The following is a 21349-nucleotide window of genomic DNA, read 5'->3' on the forward strand; positions in this document are numbered from 1 at the left end:
GTTCTCCGGTCAGACCCCGCTACCAGGCCCGACCGACCACGGCCATGATCTCAGGCCGTGGCCGCCTTCTTGCCGCGCGTAGCACCACCGCGCCCGCGCAACACCACTCCGGATTCACTGAGCATCCGGTGGACGAAGCCGTAGGAGCGGCCAGTCTCCTCGGCCAACGCCCGGATGCTCGCACCGGAGTCATACTTTCGCTTCAGGTCTGCCGCGAGCTTGTCGCGCGCGGCGCCGGTTACCCGGCTGCCCTTCTTCAGAGTCTCGGCCACCCGGTCCTCCTCATGGGAAGTGCGCTCTGGACTTCTCATGATCACCCCTCCCGGGCTCGATGGCCACCCATTCGGCAAGGTCGGTCGGACGGCATTTTCCTGCGCGGTGGACGCGAACCTAATGGGAATTCCAGGTTCCACTTATCTCGAAGATCGCTTCCGGTTGCATCCATGAACGAATCAGCAGGTCAGCGCCCCAGGAGCAAGCGGCACTCGCGAAGGGCCGCGGATCCATTCCGGATCCGCGGCCCCGAAGTCCAGAGTCACGCAGTACGAGACTTACTCACCCAGATGAAGGAGCGCCGATGCGCCGAATGATCCATCCGGCTTTCGATCAAGCGACTGGCGGGCCGGCAGCACGCCGGCTGCCGGCTTCGAAAATCAGGCGAGCGCCACCAGATCGCGGTACTCCTTACCCCACAGGTCCTCCACGCCGTCCGGAAGCAGGATGATCCGCTCCGGCTCCAGCGCGTCCACCGCTCCCTCATCGTGCGTGACCAGGATGACCGCGCCCTTGTAGGTGCGCAGGGCTCCCAGGATCTCCTCGCGGCTGGCCGGGTCGAGGTTGTTCGTCGGCTCGTCCAGCAGCAGGACGTTGGCGGAGGAGACGACCAGGGTGGCCAGGGCCAAGCGGGTCTTCTCACCACCGGAGAGCACCCCCGCCGGCTTGTCCACGTCGTCTCCGGAGAAGAGGAAGGAACCCAGCGTCTTGCGGACCTCGACCAGGTCCAGGTCCGGCGCAGAGGACCGCATGTTCTCCAGCACCGTCCGCTCCGGGTCCAGGGTCTCGTGTTCCTGCGCGTAGTAACCGAGCTTGAGTCCGTGCCCCGGGGCGACCTCTCCGGTGTCGGGCTTCTCCACCCCGGCCAACAGGCGCAGCAGCGTGGTCTTGCCCGCGCCGTTCAGCCCGAGGATGACCACCCGGGAGCCCTTGTCGATGGCGAGGTCCACATCCGTGAAGATCTCCAGCGAGCCGTAGGACTTCGACAGCCCCTCCGCGGTCAACGGGGTCTTGCCGCACGGGGCGGGCTCGGGGAAGCGCAACTTGGCCACCTTGTCCTGCACCCGCACGGCATCAAGACCGGACAGCAGGCGCTCGGCGCGGCGGGCCATGTTCTGCGCGGCAACGGTCTTGGTGGCCTTGGCGCGCATCTTGTCGGCCTGCGAGTTCAGCGCCGCGGCCTTCTTCTCCGCGTTCTGACGCTCCCGCTTGCGACGCTTCTCATCGGCCTCCCGCTGCTGCTGGTACAGCTTCCAGCCCATGTTGTAGACGTCGATCACCGATCGGTTGGCGTCCAGGTAGAAGACCTTGTTGACCACGGTCTCGACCAGGTCGACGTCGTGCGAGATCACGATGAAGCCACCGCGGTAGGTCTTCAGGTAGTCCCGCAGCCAGACGATGGAATCGGCGTCGAGGTGGTTGGTGGGTTCGTCGAGGAGGAGGGTGTCGGCATCGGAGAACAGGATGCGGGCGAGTTCGACCCGGCGCCGCTGGCCTCCGGAGAGGGTGTGCAGCGGCTGGCCGAGCACGCGGTCGGGCAACCCCAGTGCGGCGGCGATGGTCGCCGCCTCCGCCTCGGCGGCGTAGCCCCCCTTGGTGAGGAACTCCGTCTCCTGGCGCTCGTACTGGCGCAACGCCTTCTCACGGGTGGCACCGGTACCGCTGGCGATGCGCTCCTCGTTCATACGCATCTTGCGGATGAGTACGTCGAGGCCACGGGCGGACAGGATCCGGTCGCGGGCCAGGATCTCCAGGTCGCCGGTTCGCGGATCCTGCGGAAGGTAGCCGACCTCACCGGATCGGGTGATGCTGCCGGCCGCGGGTTGTCCTTCGCCGGCGAGGCACTTGGTGAGGGTGGTCTTGCCCGCTCCGTTGCGGCCCACCAGGCCGATGCGGTCGCCCTTGGCGATGCGGAAGGAAGCGGACTCGATGAGGACGCGGGCGCCGGCGCGCAGCTCGACGCCGGTGGCGGTGATCACGGAAATACTCCAGGGCGGTATGGGCGGCGGAAGGGCAGCGCACTTGGGACGGGATGCGGGGCTTCGACGCCGCTAATGCACAAGGAGATTCGCCATGCAGCCAGTCTACCGGTGGGCCGCAACCCCTTTTTCGCCATCACGGCCCCCGCGGCACAGGCTCCGGGGGCGCGTGGACGCACACATCGGCCCGATGGTGGCCGGCGTGGTTGACCAGCGGCTACCGGGTCGGCGGCAGGGCCCGGCGCAACGCCTTCCACTGACTGTCAGTGCCCCCTGCAACACTGTGCCGTAGATCACATCGAGACGGCCCGGGTCGCAGCCGGGCGGTTCATGAGAGGAGGTGGGTGCCGTGGCAGGAGCTCCGTCGATCTGCCCCACCCTGCTGTACCGGGACGCGAGGGCGGCCATCAAGCTCCTGACGGAGTCCTTCGGGTTCTCCCAGGTGGCCGTTCACGAGGGGGAGGACGGCTCGATCACTCACGCCGAACTGTCCTATGGCAATGGCGTGGTGATGTTGGGGAGCAGCGAAACCGGCAGCCTGTTCGCGCAGGCGATGGGCGCGCACCGCGGCGCGGCGGGTGTGTACGTGGTCGTCGAAGGGGTTGATGAGCACTACCGCAGGGCGGTGGAGCACGGGGTGGAGATCCTGATGGAGCCGACCGACCAGGACTACGGGGCCCGCGACTACATGGCGCGGGACCCCGAGGGCAACATCTGGAGCTTCGGGACCTACGCACCGGCCCCCTGACCAAGCCCTCCCCCGGCGGGGCGGGCCCACGCGAGGGGATCAGGCTCCCCCGGTGTGGACCTGGAAGGCCGCCCGGCGGACGGCCTTGGCGAGGGCCGGGTCGGGGTGGGCGGCGGCCAGGGCAACCAGCACCTGGACCGTCCGCGGGTGCCCGACGGCCCTGACCTCCTGGAGCAGTCGGGGCACGGTGGTGTGCACGGCGGAGTCGAGGTGGCGCACCAACAGCTCCGTCTCCCCGTGGTCAGCGACGGCGGCGGCGGTGTCCACCCAGAGCCACGTGGCCTCCTCCCGGGTGAGCACGGCGGGAGCGTCCTCGGGGTCGGCCCCTTCGTACTCAGCCAGCCACAGCAGGGCGTAGGGGCGCAGTGCCGGCTCGTCGAGGGCGGCACGCACCTCCGGCTCGGCCGGCGCGCCGACCACGCGCAGGGCCTCGAACGCCAGCCCGCGGAGCAGCGCGTCCTCACCGCGGGCCGCTTCGAGGAGTTCAGCGACGGCACTGCCGACGGGCCGGGCGGCGAGCCAGGCCCGGTACTCGGCGCGGGCAGGGCCGGGGGTGAGCCGGGCACACCCGTGGAGCATGGCGGCGGCGGACTGCTCGATGTTCCCGGCGGGGCTCTGGGCAGCCACGCAGATCTGTTCCAGCTTGACCCACACCGCCCAGTTCCCCAGCGGGGTGAGGGTGGCCTGTGCGTGAGCCCGGCTCGCGCGTTCCAGGGTGAGTGCGCCGACAGCCGCCAGCCCGTCCAGGGCCCAGTCCAACAGCGGCGGGAGCGGGGCGTCACCCGTCGGCGCTGGGGCGCCCTGGGGTACGGCGGGGCCGATCGGCGCCTCGGTGTCCGCGTCGGGGATCTCACAGCGCTCGTCGCGCAGTTCCGCGACGCGCTGTTCGAGCAGATCCAGCAGAGCCGGGAAGGTGACTGGCCCCGCTGAGAGTTGGAGCAGGGACAGGAGTTGTGGCACGGCCTCGACCACCTGGGCCACGGCGGCGGCGTCGACGTCCGCGGGCGCCGGGTGGAAGAGCGACCAGGCGTCGAAGAGGGCGACCCAGCCGCGCAGCACGGCCGTGTCGTCGCGGTCCCAGGCGCGCAGCCGCCAGCCGGGGCGGGCACTGTCACCGTGCACCTCCACCAGCCCGGCCAGGCGCGCGCGGTCCCAGCCGGTGCGGATCTGCCCGGGGTCCAGCCGTAGGCTCACCGCGGCCTCCTCGACCGCTGCCTCCGACAGGGCACCGCCGGGTCCGGGGCGGTGGGTGGAGGTGGGGCCGAGTCGTTCGTCCGCCCAACGGGCCAGCCGCACGGCGTCGGCGAGTGAGACCCTGGCTCGGGCAGCCAGCTCCGGCGCGGCCGGGGTGCCGGCTGGCGGCCTGGGCGCGGGGCGGGTCCGGCGGTCCGTCACGGCCTTGCGGGCCGCCGCGACCGAACGCGGGGAGACGAGTCGGAGTCTGGAGTCGCGCGCCAACTGCTCATCAGGCTTTCGGGACGTCACGGAGAGCAGTCTCGCCCGTACCCGACCGAAAGCCCAAACGGAACCAGCCATTGCCGCCGACCCGCCCCCGACAGACCGGGACAACTCGCCCGCCTGGCATGAGGCGGCACCGGGCCGGTTTCGAGCGGTGTCACATGAGGGGCGTGAGGAACCGGCGCAGCGCCTCTTCATAGGCCGGCGGGCGAGGGTTCCACATGGCGCCGTGGGAGGCGCCCCGCACGGTGTGCAAGGTGACGGCGGGTCGGGTTTCGGCCAGCCGCTTGGAGTGACCCCAGGGGGCGATCCGGTCGTCGGGGCCGTGGAAGATCAGCATGGGCAGACCGAGGCCCAAGGCGCGGGTGGCGAGCGACGCGTGGTCGGCCCGTAGGCCGGCTCGCCCCCGGGCCGCGCGGGCGACCAGGGGGAGCAGCGGCGCGGGGATCCGGCGGGCGACGGCGAGGGCACTCAAGGTGGCGGGCCAGTCGAGCACGGGGGAGTCGAGGACGATCCCGCTGATGCGCGCCCGCAAGGAGGAGTACAACGCGGCGTTGAGGGCCATGGCGCCCCCGATGGACCAGCCGTAGAGGATGACGCGCCGGGCGCCGAAGCGCACGGCGTAGCGCAGGGCGGCGTCCAGGTCTCGCCATTCGGATTCGCCGAGGTGGCTGAGGCCGTCCGGGGAGGGCGGGGCACCCAGGTCGTTGCGGTAGGCGAGGCCGAGTACCGGGACCTTCAGGGCGTTCAGGCAGGGCATCACCACCATGGGGTGTTCACGGGTGGCCCCCAGCCCGTGCACGGTGATCACCCAGGTGTCGCGGGCGGCCGGGACGAACCAGGCGGGTAGTGGCCCGAGTTCTCCCGGGACGTCGACATCGGCACAATCCAGGCCGAGGGCCGAACCGGGGTCGCCGAGGTGGACCCGCGGGGTGATCCACACTCGCGCACCCGGTGTTAGGTCGCCGTGAGAGACGCCCTCCAGCCGGCGCACCACGGTGTCCGGGTCGCGGGGGGCGTCGGGCAGGACGGGACCGATGACGGCGTGAAGTCCGGGCCCCTCCAGGGCGTAGCGGCCCGGGCGCAGCGAGGCCAGCGACCGGGTCAGGGTGATCTGCCCGGGTGCGGTGGCGTGGACGCTGAGCCGGGGGGTGCCGGGCAGTGGGCGGCCGGGGGCGGGCCGCAGTGCCATGTCGCCGGCGTACCGGCCGGCGGCGGCCACGGCTGCGCCGGCGCCGATGAGGGCGGTCACGGCTACTGACGTCGCTCTTGCGGTACGCACCGCTCCAGTGTCGGCGCCGGTGGCTGACCGGGCCAGCCGGGACGGTGGCGCCGGTGGGCGTGATCTGGCTCTCTTCGCGGGTTCCGCGGGGTGGCGCTGAGTGATCCAGAATGGCCGGAAGCCTGACCGTTCACCCCCTTCTGACCTGCATATATTTGGATGATTCGGTTATATGTCGGCAAGCTGGATGTCCGATGGTCGACCAGAGACACCCCAACGTCCCGTTCAGTTCATCTCCCGTTCACCCAGGTTGCCTACGGTCGCCGAGCCACTGACATCAAATAGAAGCCTGGGTAAATGGAACACATCACGCTCCTCCTCGGAATCGTGATCGTCACCGCTCTCGTGTTCGACTTCACGAACGGTTTCCACGACACTGCCAACGCGATGGCCACGACCATCTCGACCGGCGCTCTCAAGCCCAAGACTGCGGTGGCCATGTCCGCCGTGCTGAACCTGGTCGGCGCGTTCCTGTCGGTGGAGGTCGCCAAGACGATCTCCAGCGGACTCGTCAACGAGGAAGGCATCCAGCCCGAGGTGATCTTCGCGGCGCTCGTCGGCGCCATCTTGTGGAACCTCGTCACCTGGCTGGTCGGACTCCCCTCCAGCTCCTCGCACGCCTTGATGGGCGGCCTCGTGGGTGCCGCGATCGCGTCCGCCGGTATCGGCGCCGTCAACGGTGGCGTCGTGATCACCAAGGTCCTCATCCCCGCGATCGCCGCACCGCTCGTGGCCGGCCTCGCCGCGATGTTGGCCACCAAGGCCACGTACAAGCTGGGTGCCAGCACCACGGCCAAGGCTTCCGCCAAGGGCTACCGCTCGGGCCAGATCGCCTCCGCGGGCCTGGTCTCCCTGGCCCACGGCACCAACGACGCCCAGAAGACGATGGGCATCATCACGCTGGCCCTGGTCACCGGTGGCGCCCTCGCTCCCGGCTCCAACCCGCCGGTCTGGGTCATCGTCTCGGCCGGCCTCGCCATCGCGATGGGTACCTACCTCGGTGGCTGGCGCATCATCCGCACCATGGGCAAGGGCCTGACCGACCTCCAGCCGCAGCAGGGCTTCGCCGCCCAGACCTCCGCCGCGAGCGTCATCCTCGCCTCGTCGAACCTCGGCTTCTCCCTCTCTACCACCCACTCCTGCTCCGGTGCCGTCATGGGCGCCGGCCTCGGACGCAAGGGCGGAGTGGTCCGCTGGTCCACCGCGACCCGGATGTTCGTGGCCTGGGGCCTGACCCTGCCCGCCGCCGCGGCCGTTTCCGCCGGTGCTGAACTGGTCACCCGCCAGGGCGACTGGGGCGTGGCCGCGGTCGCCGTCTTCCTGATCGCTTCCTGCCTGGCCATCTGGGTGATCTCCCGCCGCCAGGTGATCAGCCACCACAACGTCAACGAGATCGAGACGGCCGACGCCGAGCCCGCCGGAGTGGTCACCACCGCCATGGCCGCCGTCACTCCGCCGCCGACCGGCGCCGCCGCCGAGGACGGGGACCTGAAGGCCACCATCTTGGCCCCGACAGCCCCGGCAACCGGCGGAGAGACCCCGGCAGCCCCGGCCACCGCGCTCTGAGCACCAGAGAAGACGAAGGATTCATCGCATGAAGATCGACTGGGTAGCTCTCGGCACCGTCTTCGGTGTCAGCCTCACGGTCACCGTGGCGCTCGTGGCCCTGTTCACCCTCGGTATCGCAGGGCTCTCCCGCCACGAGACCGCCACCGAACAGGGCGGATCGGCAGGGCTGGCCCGCTCCGGCGCCTACGCCTGCTTCGCGCTCTGCGCGGTGGCCGTCTCTTACGGGATCTACCTGATCGTCACCTGAGCCTGGCTCCCCCGGCGAACACCCGTCCCCCGCTCCCCCGGCAAGGGCCCTCACGGGCTCGCCGGGGGAGTTCGGCGTACGGCCGGCCAGCGCTCGCGCCGGCACCCGCCGACCCCCGCCCTTCGCAGGTCAGCGGTGAGTTGACGGGCCCAGCGGAGCGTGGTGGACTTCCCCGAGCCATCACGGCGGCAGGAGAGGAAGTCCGGTGCGAATCCGGCGCGGTCCCGCCACTGTCACCGGAAAGACACCTCCGGGAGCCAGGAACTCTCACCGCCGGTCACGTCGAACCAGGGCGCGGACCCTGAGTGAGGACCTACCGCCATGCCCGGCCACCGCCGCAGCAGTCCATCCCGTACGCCCCTGACCTCCCGCCGAGGCGCATCGGCCGGATGACCCGTGCGTGCTGAACGTGTATTCGTCTACGGCACCACCGTTGGCCTGATCGGTGACCTGCTCCTCGGCGACCCGCGCCGCGGGCATCCGGTCGCGCTGTACGGCCGCGCCGCCAACACCGTGGAGGGCGCCTTGTGGCGCGCGCACCGTGGCTGGGGTGCGCTGCACACCGTGGTGTGCGCCGGGGGTGCCACCGTCGTGGCGTCTTTGGCCGCCCGGGCGGTACGCCGGCGATCCCCCCTCACCAAGATCGCCCTGACCGCAGCAACCACCTGGGCCGTGGTCGGCGGAACCTCCCTGACGCGGGAGGCCCGCGCCATCGGCACCGCACTGGCCGCCGGAGACACCACTGCCGCCCGGGCGAGGCTGCCGCACCTGTGTGGCCGCGACCCGCAGGAGCTGGACGGCCAACAGATGGCCCGGGCCGTCGTGGAGTCCGTCGCCGAGAACACCTCGGACGCCGTCGTCGGCGCCCTGGTGTGGGGTGCCGTGGGCGGAGTGCCCGGGCTGGTGGCCTTCAGGGCCGTCAACACCCTGGACGCGATGGTCGGTCACCGCTCGCCCCGCTACCTGCGCTACGGCTGGGCCTCCGCCCGACTGGACGACCTGCTCGGCTGGCCCGGAGCCCGCCTCACCGCAGCCGCCGCCGTACTCGCCGGCCCGCACCGCCGTAGCGCGCTGCGGGCCTGGAGACGCGACGCCCACCGACACCCGAGCCCCAACGCCGGACCGGTGGAGTCGGCATTCGCCGGCGCGCTCGGCGTCCGTCTCGGGGGCAGCCTCTCCTACGGGGGCCGGGTGGAGCACCGCGCCGTGCTGGGCGGGGCGACGGGCCGACCGGTGGAGGTGGCGGACATCGAGCGGGCCGTGCGCCTGTCCCGGCAGGTCACCTGGATCGCTCTCGGCGCCAGCGTCGCCGGCAGGCTCCTTGCCGCACGGCTGTCGGGCAACCGCCCACTGAAGAAGGGATCGACATGAGCGGCACCGCACGGGCTCTCGGGGGCGGACTCCTGGTCGCCGGGACCACCTCCGACGCGGGCAAGAGCGTGGTCACCGCCGGGATCTGCCGGTGGCTGGTGCGCCAGGGCGTCAAAGTGGCCCCCTTCAAAGCGCAGAACATGTCGTTGAACTCCTTCGTGACCCTCGAAGGTGCCGAGATCGGACGCGCCCAGGCCATGCAGGCACAGGCCGCCCGGATCGAGCCGACCGCGTTGATGAACCCCGTCCTCCTCAAACCCGGTGGGGACCGCAGCAGCCAGGTGGTCCTACTGGGCAAGCCCGTGGGTGAGATGAGCGCCCGGGGCTACTTCGGTACGGCGGGGGAACGCGCGGGCGACCTGCGTGGCGGGCGACGCGAGTCGCTGCTCGGGACGGTCACGGACTGCCTGGAGCAGCTGCGGGGCACGTATGACGCTGTGATCTGCGAGGGAGCGGGTTCACCCGCCGAGATCAACCTGCGCCGAACCGACATCGTCAACATGGGCATAGCCCGAGCCGCCCGCTTCCCGGTCGTGGTGGTCGGCGACATCGACCGCGGTGGGGTCTTCGCCTCGTTCTTCGGTACTACGGCCCTCCTCGCCGCCGAGGACCAGGCGCTGATCGCCGGCTACCTGGTCAACAAGTTCCGTGGGGACGTCGCGTTGCTTGAGCCGGGGCTCAGGATGCTGCGCGAGCTGACCGGCCGGGGCACCTTCGGTGTCCTGCCCCATCGACACGGGCTGGGCATCGACGAGGAGGACGGTCTGCGCGTGTCCCTGCGCGGCACCGTCCGCGAGTCCCTCGTCGCACTGCCTGTCGGCGAAGAGGTGCTGCGGGTCGCGGTCTGTGCGGTGCCACTGATGTCGAACTTCACCGACGTCGACGCCCTGGCCGCCGAACCGGGCGTGGTGGTCCGCTTCGTCGACCGCGCCGAGGAACTCGCCGACGCCGACCTGGTGGTCGTGCCGGGCACCCGGGGCACGGTCAGGGCGCTGGCCTGGCTACGCGAGCGCGGGCTCGCCGCGGAGCTGGCCCGCCGGGCAGCACAGGGCCGGCCGGTGCTCGGCATCTGCGGCGGCTTCCAGGCCCTGGGGGAAGTGATCGAGGACGAGGTGGAATCCCGGGAGGGCACGGTCAAGGGCCTGGGTCTACTCCCGGTGCGGGTCCGTTTCGCACCCGGGAAGACCCTGGCCCGGCCGGTCGGCGAGGCGCTGGGAGAACCAGTCGAGGGCTACGAGATCCATCACGGCATCGCCGAAGTCCTGGGCGGTGAAGCCTTCCTGGACGGTTGCCGGGTCGGCTCGGTCTGGGGCACGCACTGGCACGGCTCCTTGGAGAGCGACGGCTTCCGCCGGGCGTTCCTGCGCGAGGTGGCCACTGCCGCAGGCCGCCGTTTCGTCCCCGCCCCCGACACCGGCTTCGCCAGGCTGCGCGAGGAACAACTCGACGTCCTGGGAGACCTGATCGAGGAACACGCTGACACCGAGGCGCTGCTGCGCCTGATCGAGGCCGGCGCGCCCGCCGGTCTCCCCTTCATCGCTCCGGGGGCACCTTCATGAACGACCGGCAGAGCCACCAGGCACCGCACTACCCGTTCACCGCGATCGTGGGCATGGACGACCTGCGCCTCGGTCTGCTGTTGAACGCTGTCTCTCCCGCAGTGGGCGGGGTTCTGGTGCGCGGCGAGAAGGGCACCGCCAAATCCACCGCCGTGCGTGCGCTTTCCTCACTGATGCCGCAGGTGCAGGTGGTCAGCGGGTGCCGCTTCTCCTGTGCGCCGAGCGCCCCCGACCCCGGCTGTCCCGACGGTCCACACGAGAGGGACGGCGGGAGCCAGCGGCAGACCCGGATGGTCGAGCTCCCGGTCGGGGCTTCGGAGGACCGGCTGGTCGGCGCGTTGGACATCGAACGCGCCCTGGCCGAAGGGGTGAAGGCCTTCGAGCCGGGGCTGTTGGCGGACGCGCACCGCGGCATCCTCTACGTCGACGAGGTCAACCTGCTGCACGACCACCTCATCGACCTGCTGTTGGACGCCGCCGCGATGGGCGCCTCCTACGTCGAACGCGAGGGGGTCTCGGTCCGGCACGCCGCACGCTTCCTCCTCGTGGGCACGATGAACCCGGAAGAGGGCGAGCTACGGCCGCAGTTGCTCGACCGGTTCGGTCTGACCGTCGAGGTCGCCGCGTCCCGAGAGCCGGAGCAGCGGGTCGAGGTGGTCCGGCGGCGACTGGCCTACGAGGACGACCCCGCTGCCTTCGCCGTGCGGTGGGAGGGGCAGGAGGCAGCACTACGGGAGCGGATCACCGCGGCCCGGGCGCTGCTGTCGCAGGTGGTGCTGGGAGACGGTGCACTGCGTCAGATCGCCGCTGTCTGCGCCGCCTTCGAAGTCGACGGGATGCGGGCGGACATCGTGATGGCCAGGACCGCCACGGCGCTGGCCGCCTGGGCGGGGCGCAGTGGTGTACTCAAGGAGGACGTGCGCCAGGCCGCGCTCCTCGCGCTCCCGCACCGGCGCCGGCGCAACCCCTTTGACGCACCGGGGCTGGACGAGGACCTGCTGGACCGGATTCTGGACGAGTTCGAGGATGAGCCGGAGCCCGACGACCCGAATCCGGACGGTGACGGACCCGAGGGCAGCGAACCCGAGGATGACGGACCGGACGGCGGCGGAGGGGACGGCGGCGGAGGGGACGGCGGCGGCATCCCACCCCAGGGCGACGCACCGCCGGGCGAGCTCCCTGCCGAGCATCCGCCGAGCCCCCAGTCGCCGTCCGAACCGGCGCCCGCCGACTCCCCTCGGGCCCAGTCCGAGCCGGCCGAACAGGCACCGGTGCGAGCAGCAGCTCCCTTTCGCGCCAAGGCGCTGAGCGTGCCCGGGCTCGGCGAAGGAGCCGCCGGCAGGCGCTCGCGGGCCAGGACCGCGCACGGTCGCACCACGGGCGCGCACCGCCCTCGCGGTCAACTCACCAAGCTGCACCTGGCGGCCACCGTGCAAGCCGCCGCACCCCATCAGCACGCCCGCGGACGCTCCGGGCCGGGACTGGTGGTGCGCCGGGAGGATCTACGCCAGGCGGTCCGCGAAGGGCGTGAGGGCAACCTCGTTCTGTTCGCCGTCGACGCCTCCGGCTCCATGGCCGCACGCAAGCGGATGGGCGCGGTCAAGGGCGCGGTGCTGTCCCTGCTGATCGACGCCTACCAACGGCGCGACAAGGTGGGCCTGATCTCCTTCCGTGGTTCGACGGCAGAGCTCGCGCTGCCCCCGACCTCCTCCGTCGATGCGGCGGCGGCCCGGCTGGAGCAACTGCCGACCGGCGGTCGTACCCCACTGGCCGCAGGTCTGCTCCGAGCCCACGAGGTGCTCCGCCTTGAGCGGCTGCGCGATCCCTCCCGCCGGGCACTGCTCGTGGTGGTGACCGACGGCCGGGCGACATCGGCGGCCACCGGGGCGGGCCCGGGTGCCGGTGGCGATGCGCGCGGCCTGGCCGGCCGCGCCGCACGCCTGCTGAACGCCGCGGGCACCGCCTCGGTGGTGGTCGACTGCGAGTCCGGGCCGGTGCGTCTGGGGCTCGCCGCAGAACTCGCCCGGGATCTGGGAGGCACGGCCGTCACCCTTGACGGGCTGCGGGCCGATTCGATCGCGGGCCTGGTGAAGGACGTACAGGGAAGTCATCGCACCGCCAACAGGAGGGCCGCGTAATGCCGCAGGGACAGCCGACCGTGATACCGGACGACGGACTCACCACCCGCCAGCGCCGCAACCGACCACTGGTGTTCGTGCACACCGGCCCGGGCAAGGGCAAGTCCACGGCAGCCTTCGGCCTGGCGCTGCGCGCCTGGAATCAAGGCTGGCCCATCGGGGTCTTCCAGTTCGTGAAGTCCGCGAAGTGGAAGGTCGGCGAGGAGAACGCGCTCAAGGTGCTCGGCGCGAGCGGGGAAGGCGGCCCGGTCGTCTGGCACAAGATGGGCGAGGGGTGGTCCTGGGTGCAGCGGGACGCCCAACTCGACAACGAGCAGGCGGCCCGGGAGGGCTGGGAGCAGGTCAAACGTGACTTGGCCGCGGAATCCCACCGGCTCTATGTGCTGGACGAGTTCGCCTACCCGCTGCACTGGGGATGGATCGACACCGATGAGGTGATCGAAGTGCTCCGGAGCCGTCCCGGCTCACAGCACGTGGTGATCACCGGCCGCAACGCGCCGGCGAAGCTGGTCGAGTTCGCCGACCTGGTCACCGAGATGACCAAGGTCAAACACCCGATGGACGCCGGCCAGAAGGGCCAGAAGGGCATCGAGTGGTGAGGAGACGAGGTAAGGCCCAATGAACATCCCGCGGCTGGTCATCGCAGCCCCGGCGTCCCGCAGCGGCAAGACGACGGTGGCGACGGGGCTGATGGCCGCTTTCACCGAGAGCGGCCTGGCGGTGTCCCCGCACAAGGCCGGGCCCGACTACATAGACCCGGGCTACCACGCCCTGGCCACCGGCCGCCCCGGCCGCAACCTCGACTCCTACATGTGTGGCGAACAGCGGATCGGCCCGCTGTTCGCCCACGGTGCGGCGGGGTGCGAACTGGCCGTGGTAGAGGGCGTCATGGGCTTGTACGACGGCGCCGCCGGTCAGGGTGAGCTGGCGTCCACCGCGCAGGTCGCCAAGATCCTGCGGGCGCCGGTGGTTCTGGTCGTGGACGCCTCCTCGCAGTCCAGGTCGGTGGCGGCACTGGTGCACGGCTTCGCCTCCTTCGACCCGCAGGTGCGGATCGGCGGAGTGATCTTGAACAAGGTCGCCACGGACCGCCACGAGACACTGCTTCGGCAGGCGCTGGAGGAGGTCGGGATGCCGGTGCTCGGCGTGCTGCGGCGTGCCCCCCAGGTGGAGACGCCCTCTCGCCACCTGGGGCTGGTGCCGGTGGCAGAACGGCGGGCGGACGCGATGGCTTCGGTGGCTGACCTCGCCGAACAGGTGCGGACCGGCTGTGACCTTCCGGCGTTGCTGACACTCGCCCGCAGCGCGCCGCCGCTCACCGTGGAGCCTTGGAGTCCGCAGGTGGCGGCGCCGCCGGACCCGCCACGGGCGAGCCGGCCCGTGATCGCCGTGGCCGGCGGGGCGGCGTTCACCTTCTCCTACGCGGAACATGCGGAGTTGCTCACCGCTGCCGGCGCCGAGGTGGCGGTCTTCGACCCGCTGCGGGATGAGGAACTGCCTCCCGGCACCCGGGGGCTCGTCGTCGGAGGGGGGTTCCCGGAAATGTACGCGCCGGAGCTCGCGGCCAACGAGCCGCTGCGCAAGGCAGTCGCGGAACTCGCCCGGGCCGGGGCTCCGGTGGCCGCCGAGTGCGCGGGACTGCTCTATCTCTCGCGCAGTCTGGACGGCCGGCCCATGTGCGCGGTGCTGGACGCCGATGCCCGGATGTCGGAGCGGCTGACACTGGGCTATCGCGATGCGGTCGCCGTGTCGGACAGTGTGCTGGCAGCGGCCGGTACTCGGCTGCGCGGGCACGAGTTCCACCGCACGGTCGTCGAGCCTGGGGCAGGCACCGCACCCGCTTGGGGGTTCACCGGACCGGAACGGCGTGTGGAAGGGTTCGTACAGCAGGGCGTGCACGCCAGCTATCTGCACACCCACTGGGCCGGCGAACCGGGTGTCGCCCGTCGGTTCGTCGAAAGGGCACGGGAATGAACGGTGGCGGCGCGGCTGATGTCTGCAGCCGGCGTGCCGGGCGGCGGCACGGCGCCCCCGCGCAGCCTGGATCGATCACGACCGGGGCCGGCCGATCACTGCGCGATGCCCACCACCAACCAGATTCCGGCCACTCCGGCGACGGTGCACAACAGGGTGGACAGCGCCGGGTGCCGGTGATGGGCCTCGGGCAGGATCTCGGCCGCGGCCAGATACAGCAGGGCACCGGCGAAGAAGCCGAGATAGCCGCCCAGCGGTTCTGGCGGCAGGGTGAACAGCAGCGTGGAGGCGGCGCCGACGATCGGAGCGACAGCGTCGGCGAGCAGCATGGCCAGCGCCTTCTTCCGGGCATTACCGTAGAGGCTGGCCAGGGTGTACGTGTTGAACCCGTCTGCGAAGTCATGGGTGATGACGGCGAGCGCGACGGCCGTACCCATGCCGCCACCGACCTGGAAGGCGACGCCGAGGGCGATACCGTCCATGAGGCTGTGGGCGACCATCGCTGCGGCGGCGGTCAGGCCGACCTGTGGGACGCGGGTGACGCGGCCGTCCGCCGCGTTGCCCGTGGTGGCCGCGCCATGTGCGGACTGCCGTACGGCCAGGACCCGTTCCACCACGTGTGCGGTGAGGAACCCGCCGATGAAGAGCAGCAGGGCGACGGGGACGGCGAACACCTCCTCCCCGGCCGCGTCGAGGGCCTCGGGCAGCAGGTCGAGGCCGACCACGCCCAGCATCAGCCCGCCGGCGAGGCCGAGCACGAGGTGGCGGCGGTCGGTGACGCGTTGCGCCGCCCAGCCCCCGGCCAAGGTCATCAGGAACGCGCCCAGCGCGACGATCACCGCCATGCGCCCCTGGATACCGCACTGGTCGTCGGTGTGGGCGCGCGCCGGGGCGTGTCCACCGCCGAAGTCGAGGGCATGATCAGATCGGTGTTGACCGAGGCGCGCCTCGACGCACGTGCGGTGGGAGCGCTCGCCACGGTCGCAGCCAAGGCTCTCGAACCCGGCGTCGTGGGCGCGGCCCGCCGGCTGGGGGTCCCGCTCCTCTCCTACGATGCGTCGGTACTCGCCGGGATCGTGGTGTCCAGTCCCTCCGAGTCGGCCTCCCGGGCCGTCGGTACGCCTTCGGTCGCGGAAGCCGCCGCCCTCGCCGGGGGTGGCCGTCTCCTGGTGCCGAAGCGCACCTCCCAACCCGTGGGCGGGGCGGCGAGGGCGACCTGTGCCGTTGTCCGCCGCCCCGCCCGTGACCACCGCCAGTACGACGTAACGGAAGGAGCACCTGTGACTGTCACCCCCCACACGGCAGCCATGCCCCACCAGGTCCCGCCCCTCACTGCCCGGTGCGCACCCCCGCTACCGGAAGGCGAACCGCCCATGCAACCGAGCGACGGGCACGATCTGCGGCACCACGGCGACGTGGAGGTACGCGACACCGAGCTTGGCGATCTCGCCGTCAACGTGCGTACGGGCACCCCGCCCGCCTGGCTGCGGGAGCGGATCGCAGGCTCGCTGGGCGGGCTGGCCGCGTACCCCGACGGACGGGCGGCCCGGGCCGCGGTGGCTGCCCGGCACGATCTGCCGGTGGAACGAGTCCTGCTGACCGCCGGGGCCGCCGAGGCCTTCGTGTTGCTCGCGCGGGCCCTGCGTGCCGCCCACCCGGTCGTGGTGCATCCGCAGTTCACCGAACCGGAGGCCGCGCTGCGCGATGCCGGCCATACCGTCGAGCGGGTGCTGCTCCGCCCGGAGGACGGGTTCCGACTCGATCCATCGGCGATCGCGGAGACGGCGGACCTGGTCGTGATCGGGAACCCGACCAATCCGACGTCGGTCCTCCACCCTGCTGCGCTGCTGGAGAAGCTGGCCCGCCCGGGCCGCACCCTCGTGGTGGACGAGGCCTTCATGGACGCGGTGCCCGGTGAGAGCGAGGCGATGGCGGGGCGGACCGACGTCCCGGGCCTGGTTGTCCTGCGCTCGCTCACCAAGACCTGGGGGCTGGCGGGGCTGCGGATCGGCTACGTGCTGGCCGATCCGGCGGTGATCGCCGCCCTGGAACGCGCACAGCCACTGTGGGCGGTGTCCTCACCAGCTCTGGCGGCGGCGGAGGCGTGCGTTTCGCCCCGTGCGCTGGCCGAGGCCTCGCAGGCATCCGCGCAGATCGCCACGGATCGGGCTCATCTGCTGGCGGGGCTCGCCGAGTTCGAGGAGGTGCGGACCTTCGGGACTGCCGAGGGCCCGTTCGTGCTCATCCAGGTGGATCGGGCCGAGCAGGTGCGGGAGCGGCTGCGGGGACTGGGGTTCGCCGTCCGCCGCGGTGACACCTTCCCGGGGCTCGGTCCCGACTGGTTGCGGATCGCGGTGCGGGACCGGATCACCACCGGGCGCTTCCTCCAGGCGTTGGACCGTGCGCTGCTGTTGACCGGCCGCTGAGCGGACCGGGGCCTCCTGCCGACCGGACTCGGAGCGAAGGGGGTGGGGGCCAGTCGGCTCACACCCCCTTCGTCCTTCCCCTCTGGCCCCCCTCGGGCTGGTCAGGCGCCGCCGCGCCCTCGGCGGGTCAGGATGAGCGAACCGGCCCCCGCTCCGAGCAGGACCATCGCTCCGCCGGCGAGGTAGGCAGTGGTCGAACTCCCCCCGGTCTCGGCCAGGTTCTCTGCGCTGCTGCCACCGGACTGGGCCTTGACGTCGGCGGGCTCGGCCGTTGCCCTCGGCGTGGCGGCCGGTGTGGGCTTCTGGCTGGGCTTGGCGGTAGCGGGCGTGGTGCAGGTGGCTGCGGCCAGGACGATCTCGCCCTCGACTTCGGCGACGTTGAGGTTGAGCGGATTGACGGCCACCTTGAGCCGCAGTGCGGTCGCCGCGGCGGTCTGCGAGGTCGTCTGGGTCCGGGACAGGTCCAGGCGCACCTCACCGACGGCCGGAACCTTCACCCGGGTGGGGCCACCGGCGGTGAGGGTGACCCGCTTTCCGAGGACGGTCACCGCGCCGAGGACGTTGGACTCGGCGGTGGGTTTCTCCCCGGCCGCGCAGACCGCCTTCGCGGTGACCTCCTCGACGCGGATCATCGAGAGCAGCGGGAGGCCGGGCACATGGACGGTGGCGCGCGACAGGTTGCTGTGCGCCTCGGCGCGCTCGGGTTCCGTGCTGGCCTCGGCGGTGGCCACATCGGCCTTGACCAGGCTGAAGGGCCGGCCGCCGTCGACACCGTCGAGGTTGACCGTCAGGGCGGTCTGCTCCGCGTGGGCCGGGGCGTGCACCTCGTTGAGGGAGGCGCTGAGCGGCACCTCGACGGCCTTGTTGAGCAGCGAGACGTCGAGTGCGGCCCGCAGCACCACGGCGCTGGCCTTCCCCTCCGTCTCGGTGGCGTGCGCGGGCGTCGCGGCCAGCAGGGCGAGCGGCCCCACGGCGAGGGTGGCGCAGGCGAGCAGGGCTGCGGGGCGACGTGCGGGCATGCGGAAGGTGTTGCTGTTCACTGCGGTGGAACCCCCAGGAAGTGATGGAGCCCTCGCCTGGCCCATGGGGGACATGGCGTGGCGAGGACCTCGACCCGGGAATCTTTACGCACTGAGAGTGAACGAGCAGCGACCTGGCGTGAGTTCACCCCAAGGGGTGGTTTCCGCGACTGTTTTCGATTAATCGGGCACAGCAGCCCCAAAAGCCCCAACAGGGATGGGCCATTCGGGTGTGACCTGCCGAACCTTCGGACCAAAGGGCCCTAACAACGACACCGAAGGGGGCCGAGTAACGCCCAGTCAACCCCGTGCGGGCAGCCCCGGGTACGGCGCCCCGACATTCGCTCAGCCCACGATCCGGCCGTTCAACACCACCCGCAGGGGCTGCGCCAGCACGCCCACATCCGAGCGAGGGTCCCGTCCGTAGACGACCAGGTCCGCCGGAGCCCCCTCCTCCAGCCCGGGCCGCCCCAGCCAGGCCCGAGCCCCCCAAGCCGTGGCGGACAGCGCCTCCACAGCCGGAATGCCCGCGGTGACCAGCTCAGCCACCTCCTTGGCGACCAGACCATGGGGCAACGAACCCCCCGCATCGGTGCCGACGAAGATCGAAACGCCCGCGTCGAAGGCCGCGCGCACGGTGTCGTAGCGCCGCTCGTGGAGTCTGCGCATGTGCGCGGACCAGCGGGGGAACTTGGCCTCGCCGCCGTCCGCCAGGTGCGGGAAGGTGGCGATGTTGACCAGGGTCGGCACAATGGCCACGCCCCGATCGGCGAAGAGCGGGATGGTGTCCTCGGTCAGTCCGGTGGCGTGCTCGATGCAGTCGATGCCGGCCTCCACCAGATCGCGCAGCGAGTCCTCGGCGAAGCAGTGCGCGGTGACGCGCGCACCGAGCCGGTGGGCCTGAGCGATGGCCGCCTCGACCTCGGCGCGCGGCCAGCAGGCGCTCAGGTCGCCCACCTCCCGATCGATCCAGTCGCCCACCAACTTCACCCAACCGTCACCGCGCCGCGCCTCGCGCGCCACGTAGTCGACGAGATCCGCCGGTTCGATCTCGTGCGCGTAGTTGCGGATGTAACGGCGGGTGCGGGCAATGTGCCGGCCGGCTCGGATGATCTTCGGAAGGTCCTCACGGTCGTCGATCCAGCGGGTGTCCGAGGGCGAACCCGCGTCCCGGACCAACAGCGTGCCGGCTTCGCGATCGGCGAGCGCCTGCTGCTCGCTGGTGGCGTCGTCCACCGGCCCGTGCCGGTCGAGCCCGACGTGGCAGTGCGCGTCGACCAGACCGGGCAGAGCCCAACCCTGCACCGTCACGACATCCCGGGAACCGAGCGGCCGGTCATAGGTGACCCGACCACCGACCACCCACAACTCGTCCCGAACCTCCTCGGGCCCGACGAGCACTCGACCCTTGACATGCATTACCGGCTGATCGCTCATGACCGCACTGTACGCATCGCCCCCCGCGCGCCGGGAGGCGATGCGGATGGCGGACGTGCGGCCACGGCACAGCTCCGGCTACCGCGGACCTGGACCGCAGCCGCGGGTCCGGTCAGCCGGCCAGCACCGCCAGCAGGCGGTCCACGTCCGCCTCGGTGTTGTACAGGTGGAAGGAGGCCCGCAGATTGCCGGCCCGGGCCGCCGTCAGCACGCCGAGGTCCAGTAGGCGCCGCTGGAGGTCACCGAGGCCCGGGATGGAGATGATGGCCGAGCCGGGAGCCGGGACCGGCACATGACCGAGTTCGGCCAGACCGGCGAGGCAGCGGGCCGCCAGGGCGGTGTTGTGCGCGTGCACGGCCTCGATGCCGACCTCTTCGAAGAGGGCGAGCGAGCGCGCCGCGGCATGGTAGGCCAAGAAGGCCGGCGGCTCGTCGAACCGCCTCGCCGACCGGGCCAGTTCCCGCACCGGACCGTAGGTCGAGGCCCAGGGATCGGCGCCCGCCACCCAGCCGGCGTGGATGGGCGACAGCGACTCCTGCGCCTCTTCGCTGACGGTGAGATATGACGCGCCCCGGGAGCCGAGCAGCCACTTGTACCCCGCAGTGACGGTGAAGTCGAAGAGCGAGGCGTCAAAGGGAAGCCATCCCACGGCGTGCGAGGCGTCGACCAACGTGCGAGCCCCGTAGACCGATGCGGCGGCCCGCAGGGCCGCCAGGTCAGCGATGCGCCCGTCCGCGGACTGAACCGCGCTGACGGCCACCAACGCGGTCTCCGCACGGACCTCCTGTGCCAGGGACTCCAGCGGCACGTACCGCACCTTGAGGTCACCGCGGACCTCGAACGGATTGACCAGCGAGGCGAAGTCCCCCTCCGCGCAGAGGACCTCGGCCCCGGCGGGCAACGCGGCGGCGAGGAGCCCGACATGGGTGGCCACGGCGGAGCCGAGGGCGACTCTCTCCTCGGCCACGCCGGTCAGCCGGGCGAACGAGGCCCGGGCGGCGGCCACCGTCCCGAAGTCGCCGAACCCCTCTGCGCGTCCGGCCTCGGCAGCGTCGACCAGGTCCCGCACGGCCGCCGCGGACCTGCGGGGCAACACCCCGCAGGTCGCGGTGTTCAAGTAGGTGGTGGTCTGCGCGAATTCCGCGCGGGTCAGCTCTGCGAGGCTAGCCCTCGCCTGAAGGTGCTCCATGGACCCCAACTGTGCCGGGAACCCAAACCAAAGTCCACCCTATCGAAAGCTTGCGGATCACTAAGCATTACTTATGAACAGCCGCTCCCTTGCGCAGCAAGGGGAACGTTTCAGCGACGGCAAGGCCGATCACCGCAGGACGGCGCTACGGGGGGCATCGCGCGCACTGCGCCATGTCAAACCACAAGGTGAAATGTGAACCAGAGAATGGCGCCTCACGGGCCCAACCCAGCGCCTGGTAGAAGGACTGGGCCCGCAGATTGTGCTCGTAGACGTCCAGCCGCACCCGATCGACACCCGCCGCTCGCCAACGGTCCAGGCAGACCGCGTGCAGCGCCGCACCGACCCCCTGGCGCCAGGCCCGCGGGTCCACGTGCAACTGGGTCAGGGTCATCTGCCCGTCCACCTCACGGAAGGCAGCGACCCCGACGATCTCCCCGTCCCGCTGCGCGCACAGAACGCTGCCGTCACCACGCCCCACCGCAGCTTGCCAACCCTGACGGGTACGAGCCCGCTCCCTCGCACCGAGGTACTCCTCCTCCGCGATCCAACCGCGGTAGTAGGTGGCGCGAGCGCGGGTGTGCAGTTCGGCCACGGTTTCCACGTCTGCGGGCAGGGCGTCTTTGATCACAAGCGTCATGACTGCACCGACGCAGTCGCCGACCGGCTGGTTGCGGGAG

General features: G+C 71.4%; 18 protein-coding genes and 1 riboswitch. Of the genes, 9 read left to right on the forward strand and 9 right to left on the reverse strand.

The features are described from left to right. Nucleotides 1-50: 50 nt before the first annotated feature. Complete coding sequence (locus tag ACFYMC_RS04705) at nucleotides 51-272, reverse strand: helix-turn-helix domain-containing protein (protein WP_388518791.1); 222 nt, start codon at nucleotides 270-272, stop codon at nucleotides 51-53. Between the two features lie 381 nt (nucleotides 273-653). Then, the gene (locus ACFYMC_RS04710; protein WP_388518794.1) at nucleotides 654-2252 is read right to left on the reverse strand and encodes an ABC-F family ATP-binding cassette domain-containing protein; all 1599 of its coding nucleotides are present in this window, start codon (nucleotides 2250-2252) and stop codon (nucleotides 654-656) included. Between the two features lie 349 nt (nucleotides 2253-2601). Between ACFYMC_RS04710 and ACFYMC_RS04715 the strand changes: the two genes are divergently transcribed. Continuing rightward, a complete protein-coding gene (locus ACFYMC_RS04715) occupies nucleotides 2602-3000 on the forward strand; it encodes a VOC family protein (protein WP_388518796.1) in 399 nt (132 codons plus the stop codon). A 39-nt stretch (nucleotides 3001-3039) separates the two neighbouring features. Here ACFYMC_RS04715 and ACFYMC_RS04720 read toward each other — a convergent pair whose 3' ends face one another. Then, nucleotides 3040-4485 carry a hypothetical protein gene (locus tag ACFYMC_RS04720; protein WP_388518799.1) on the reverse strand — a complete coding sequence of 482 codons (1446 nt, stop codon included), beginning with the start codon at nucleotides 4483-4485 and terminating at the stop codon, nucleotides 3040-3042. 130 nt (nucleotides 4486-4615) lie between these two features. Then, nucleotides 4616-5740: an alpha/beta hydrolase gene (locus ACFYMC_RS04725; protein ID WP_388518802.1), complete on the reverse strand. Its 1125-nt coding sequence runs from the start codon at nucleotides 5738-5740 to the stop codon at nucleotides 4616-4618. A gap of 297 nt (nucleotides 5741-6037) precedes the next feature. Between ACFYMC_RS04725 and ACFYMC_RS04730 the strand changes: the two genes are divergently transcribed. The 7 genes from ACFYMC_RS04730 (at nucleotide 6038) to ACFYMC_RS04760 (ending at nucleotide 14598) form a co-directional block, all read left to right on the forward strand. Beyond that, nucleotides 6038-7306, forward strand: coding sequence for an anion permease (locus ACFYMC_RS04730; RefSeq protein WP_388518805.1), 1269 nt, complete (start codon nucleotides 6038-6040; stop codon nucleotides 7304-7306). 28 nt (nucleotides 7307-7334) lie between these two features. After that, nucleotides 7335-7556, forward strand: coding sequence for a hypothetical protein (locus ACFYMC_RS04735; RefSeq protein ID WP_388518806.1), 222 nt, complete (start codon nucleotides 7335-7337; stop codon nucleotides 7554-7556). Between the two features lie 193 nt (nucleotides 7557-7749). Then, nucleotides 7750-7823, forward strand: a riboswitch (cobalamin riboswitch). 129 nt (nucleotides 7824-7952) lie between these two features. Then, nucleotides 7953-8927 (forward strand): cobalamin biosynthesis protein, encoded by a 975-nt coding sequence (locus tag ACFYMC_RS04740; protein WP_388518809.1) that lies wholly within the window; start codon nucleotides 7953-7955, stop codon nucleotides 8925-8927. After that, nucleotides 8924-10486 (forward strand): cobyric acid synthase, encoded by a 1563-nt coding sequence (locus ACFYMC_RS04745; RefSeq protein ID WP_388518812.1) that lies wholly within the window; start codon nucleotides 8924-8926, stop codon nucleotides 10484-10486. The genes ACFYMC_RS04740 and ACFYMC_RS04745 overlap by 4 nt, the downstream gene beginning before the upstream one ends. Beyond that, nucleotides 10483-12624: a putative cobaltochelatase gene (locus tag ACFYMC_RS04750; protein WP_388518815.1), complete on the forward strand. Its 2142-nt coding sequence runs from the start codon at nucleotides 10483-10485 to the stop codon at nucleotides 12622-12624. Before ACFYMC_RS04745 ends, ACFYMC_RS04750 begins: the two co-directional genes overlap by 4 nt. After that, a complete protein-coding gene (gene cobO / locus ACFYMC_RS04755; RefSeq protein WP_388518818.1) occupies nucleotides 12624-13223 on the forward strand; it encodes a cob(I)yrinic acid a,c-diamide adenosyltransferase in 600 nt (199 codons plus the stop codon). Before ACFYMC_RS04750 ends, cobO begins: the two co-directional genes overlap by 1 nt. A gap of 19 nt (nucleotides 13224-13242) precedes the next feature. Continuing rightward, on the forward strand, nucleotides 13243-14598 hold the full coding sequence (locus ACFYMC_RS04760; protein WP_388518821.1) for a cobyrinate a,c-diamide synthase: 1356 nt from the start codon (nucleotides 13243-13245) through the stop codon (nucleotides 14596-14598). 95 nt (nucleotides 14599-14693) lie between these two features. Here the strand turns inward: ACFYMC_RS04760 and ACFYMC_RS04765 are convergent, their stop codons facing one another. Then, complete coding sequence (locus ACFYMC_RS04765) at nucleotides 14694-15443, reverse strand: ZIP family metal transporter (protein WP_388518824.1); 750 nt, start codon at nucleotides 15441-15443, stop codon at nucleotides 14694-14696. 6 nt (nucleotides 15444-15449) lie between these two features. Here ACFYMC_RS04765 and cobC point away from each other — a divergent pair, with 6 nt between their 5' ends. Beyond that, nucleotides 15450-17024, forward strand: a complete 1575-nt coding sequence (gene cobC / locus ACFYMC_RS04770) for an Rv2231c family pyridoxal phosphate-dependent protein CobC (RefSeq protein ID WP_388519258.1) — start codon at nucleotides 15450-15452, stop codon at nucleotides 17022-17024. A gap of 101 nt (nucleotides 17025-17125) precedes the next feature. On the opposite strand, the gene ACFYMC_RS04775 is transcribed toward cobC, so the two are convergent. From ACFYMC_RS04775 to ACFYMC_RS04790, 4 genes are all read right to left on the reverse strand, one after another. Further along, a complete protein-coding gene (locus ACFYMC_RS04775; RefSeq protein ID WP_388518827.1) occupies nucleotides 17126-18064 on the reverse strand; it encodes an SCO1860 family LAETG-anchored protein in 939 nt (312 codons plus the stop codon). 324 nt (nucleotides 18065-18388) lie between these two features. After that, nucleotides 18389-19480: an amidohydrolase family protein gene (locus tag ACFYMC_RS04780; RefSeq protein WP_388518830.1), complete on the reverse strand. Its 1092-nt coding sequence runs from the start codon at nucleotides 19478-19480 to the stop codon at nucleotides 18389-18391. Between the two features lie 112 nt (nucleotides 19481-19592). Continuing rightward, nucleotides 19593-20669 (reverse strand): aminotransferase class V-fold PLP-dependent enzyme, encoded by a 1077-nt coding sequence (locus tag ACFYMC_RS04785; RefSeq protein WP_388518833.1) that lies wholly within the window; start codon nucleotides 20667-20669, stop codon nucleotides 19593-19595. Nucleotides 20670-20814: 145 nt separating this feature from the next. After that, complete coding sequence (locus ACFYMC_RS04790) at nucleotides 20815-21309, reverse strand: GNAT family N-acetyltransferase (protein ID WP_388518836.1); 495 nt, start codon at nucleotides 21307-21309, stop codon at nucleotides 20815-20817. Nucleotides 21310-21349: the final 40 nt, after the last annotated feature.

It is taken from the genome of Streptomyces sp. NPDC006879 (assembly GCF_042869595.1).
Lineage (GTDB): Bacteria > Actinomycetota > Actinomycetes > Streptomycetales > Streptomycetaceae > Streptomyces.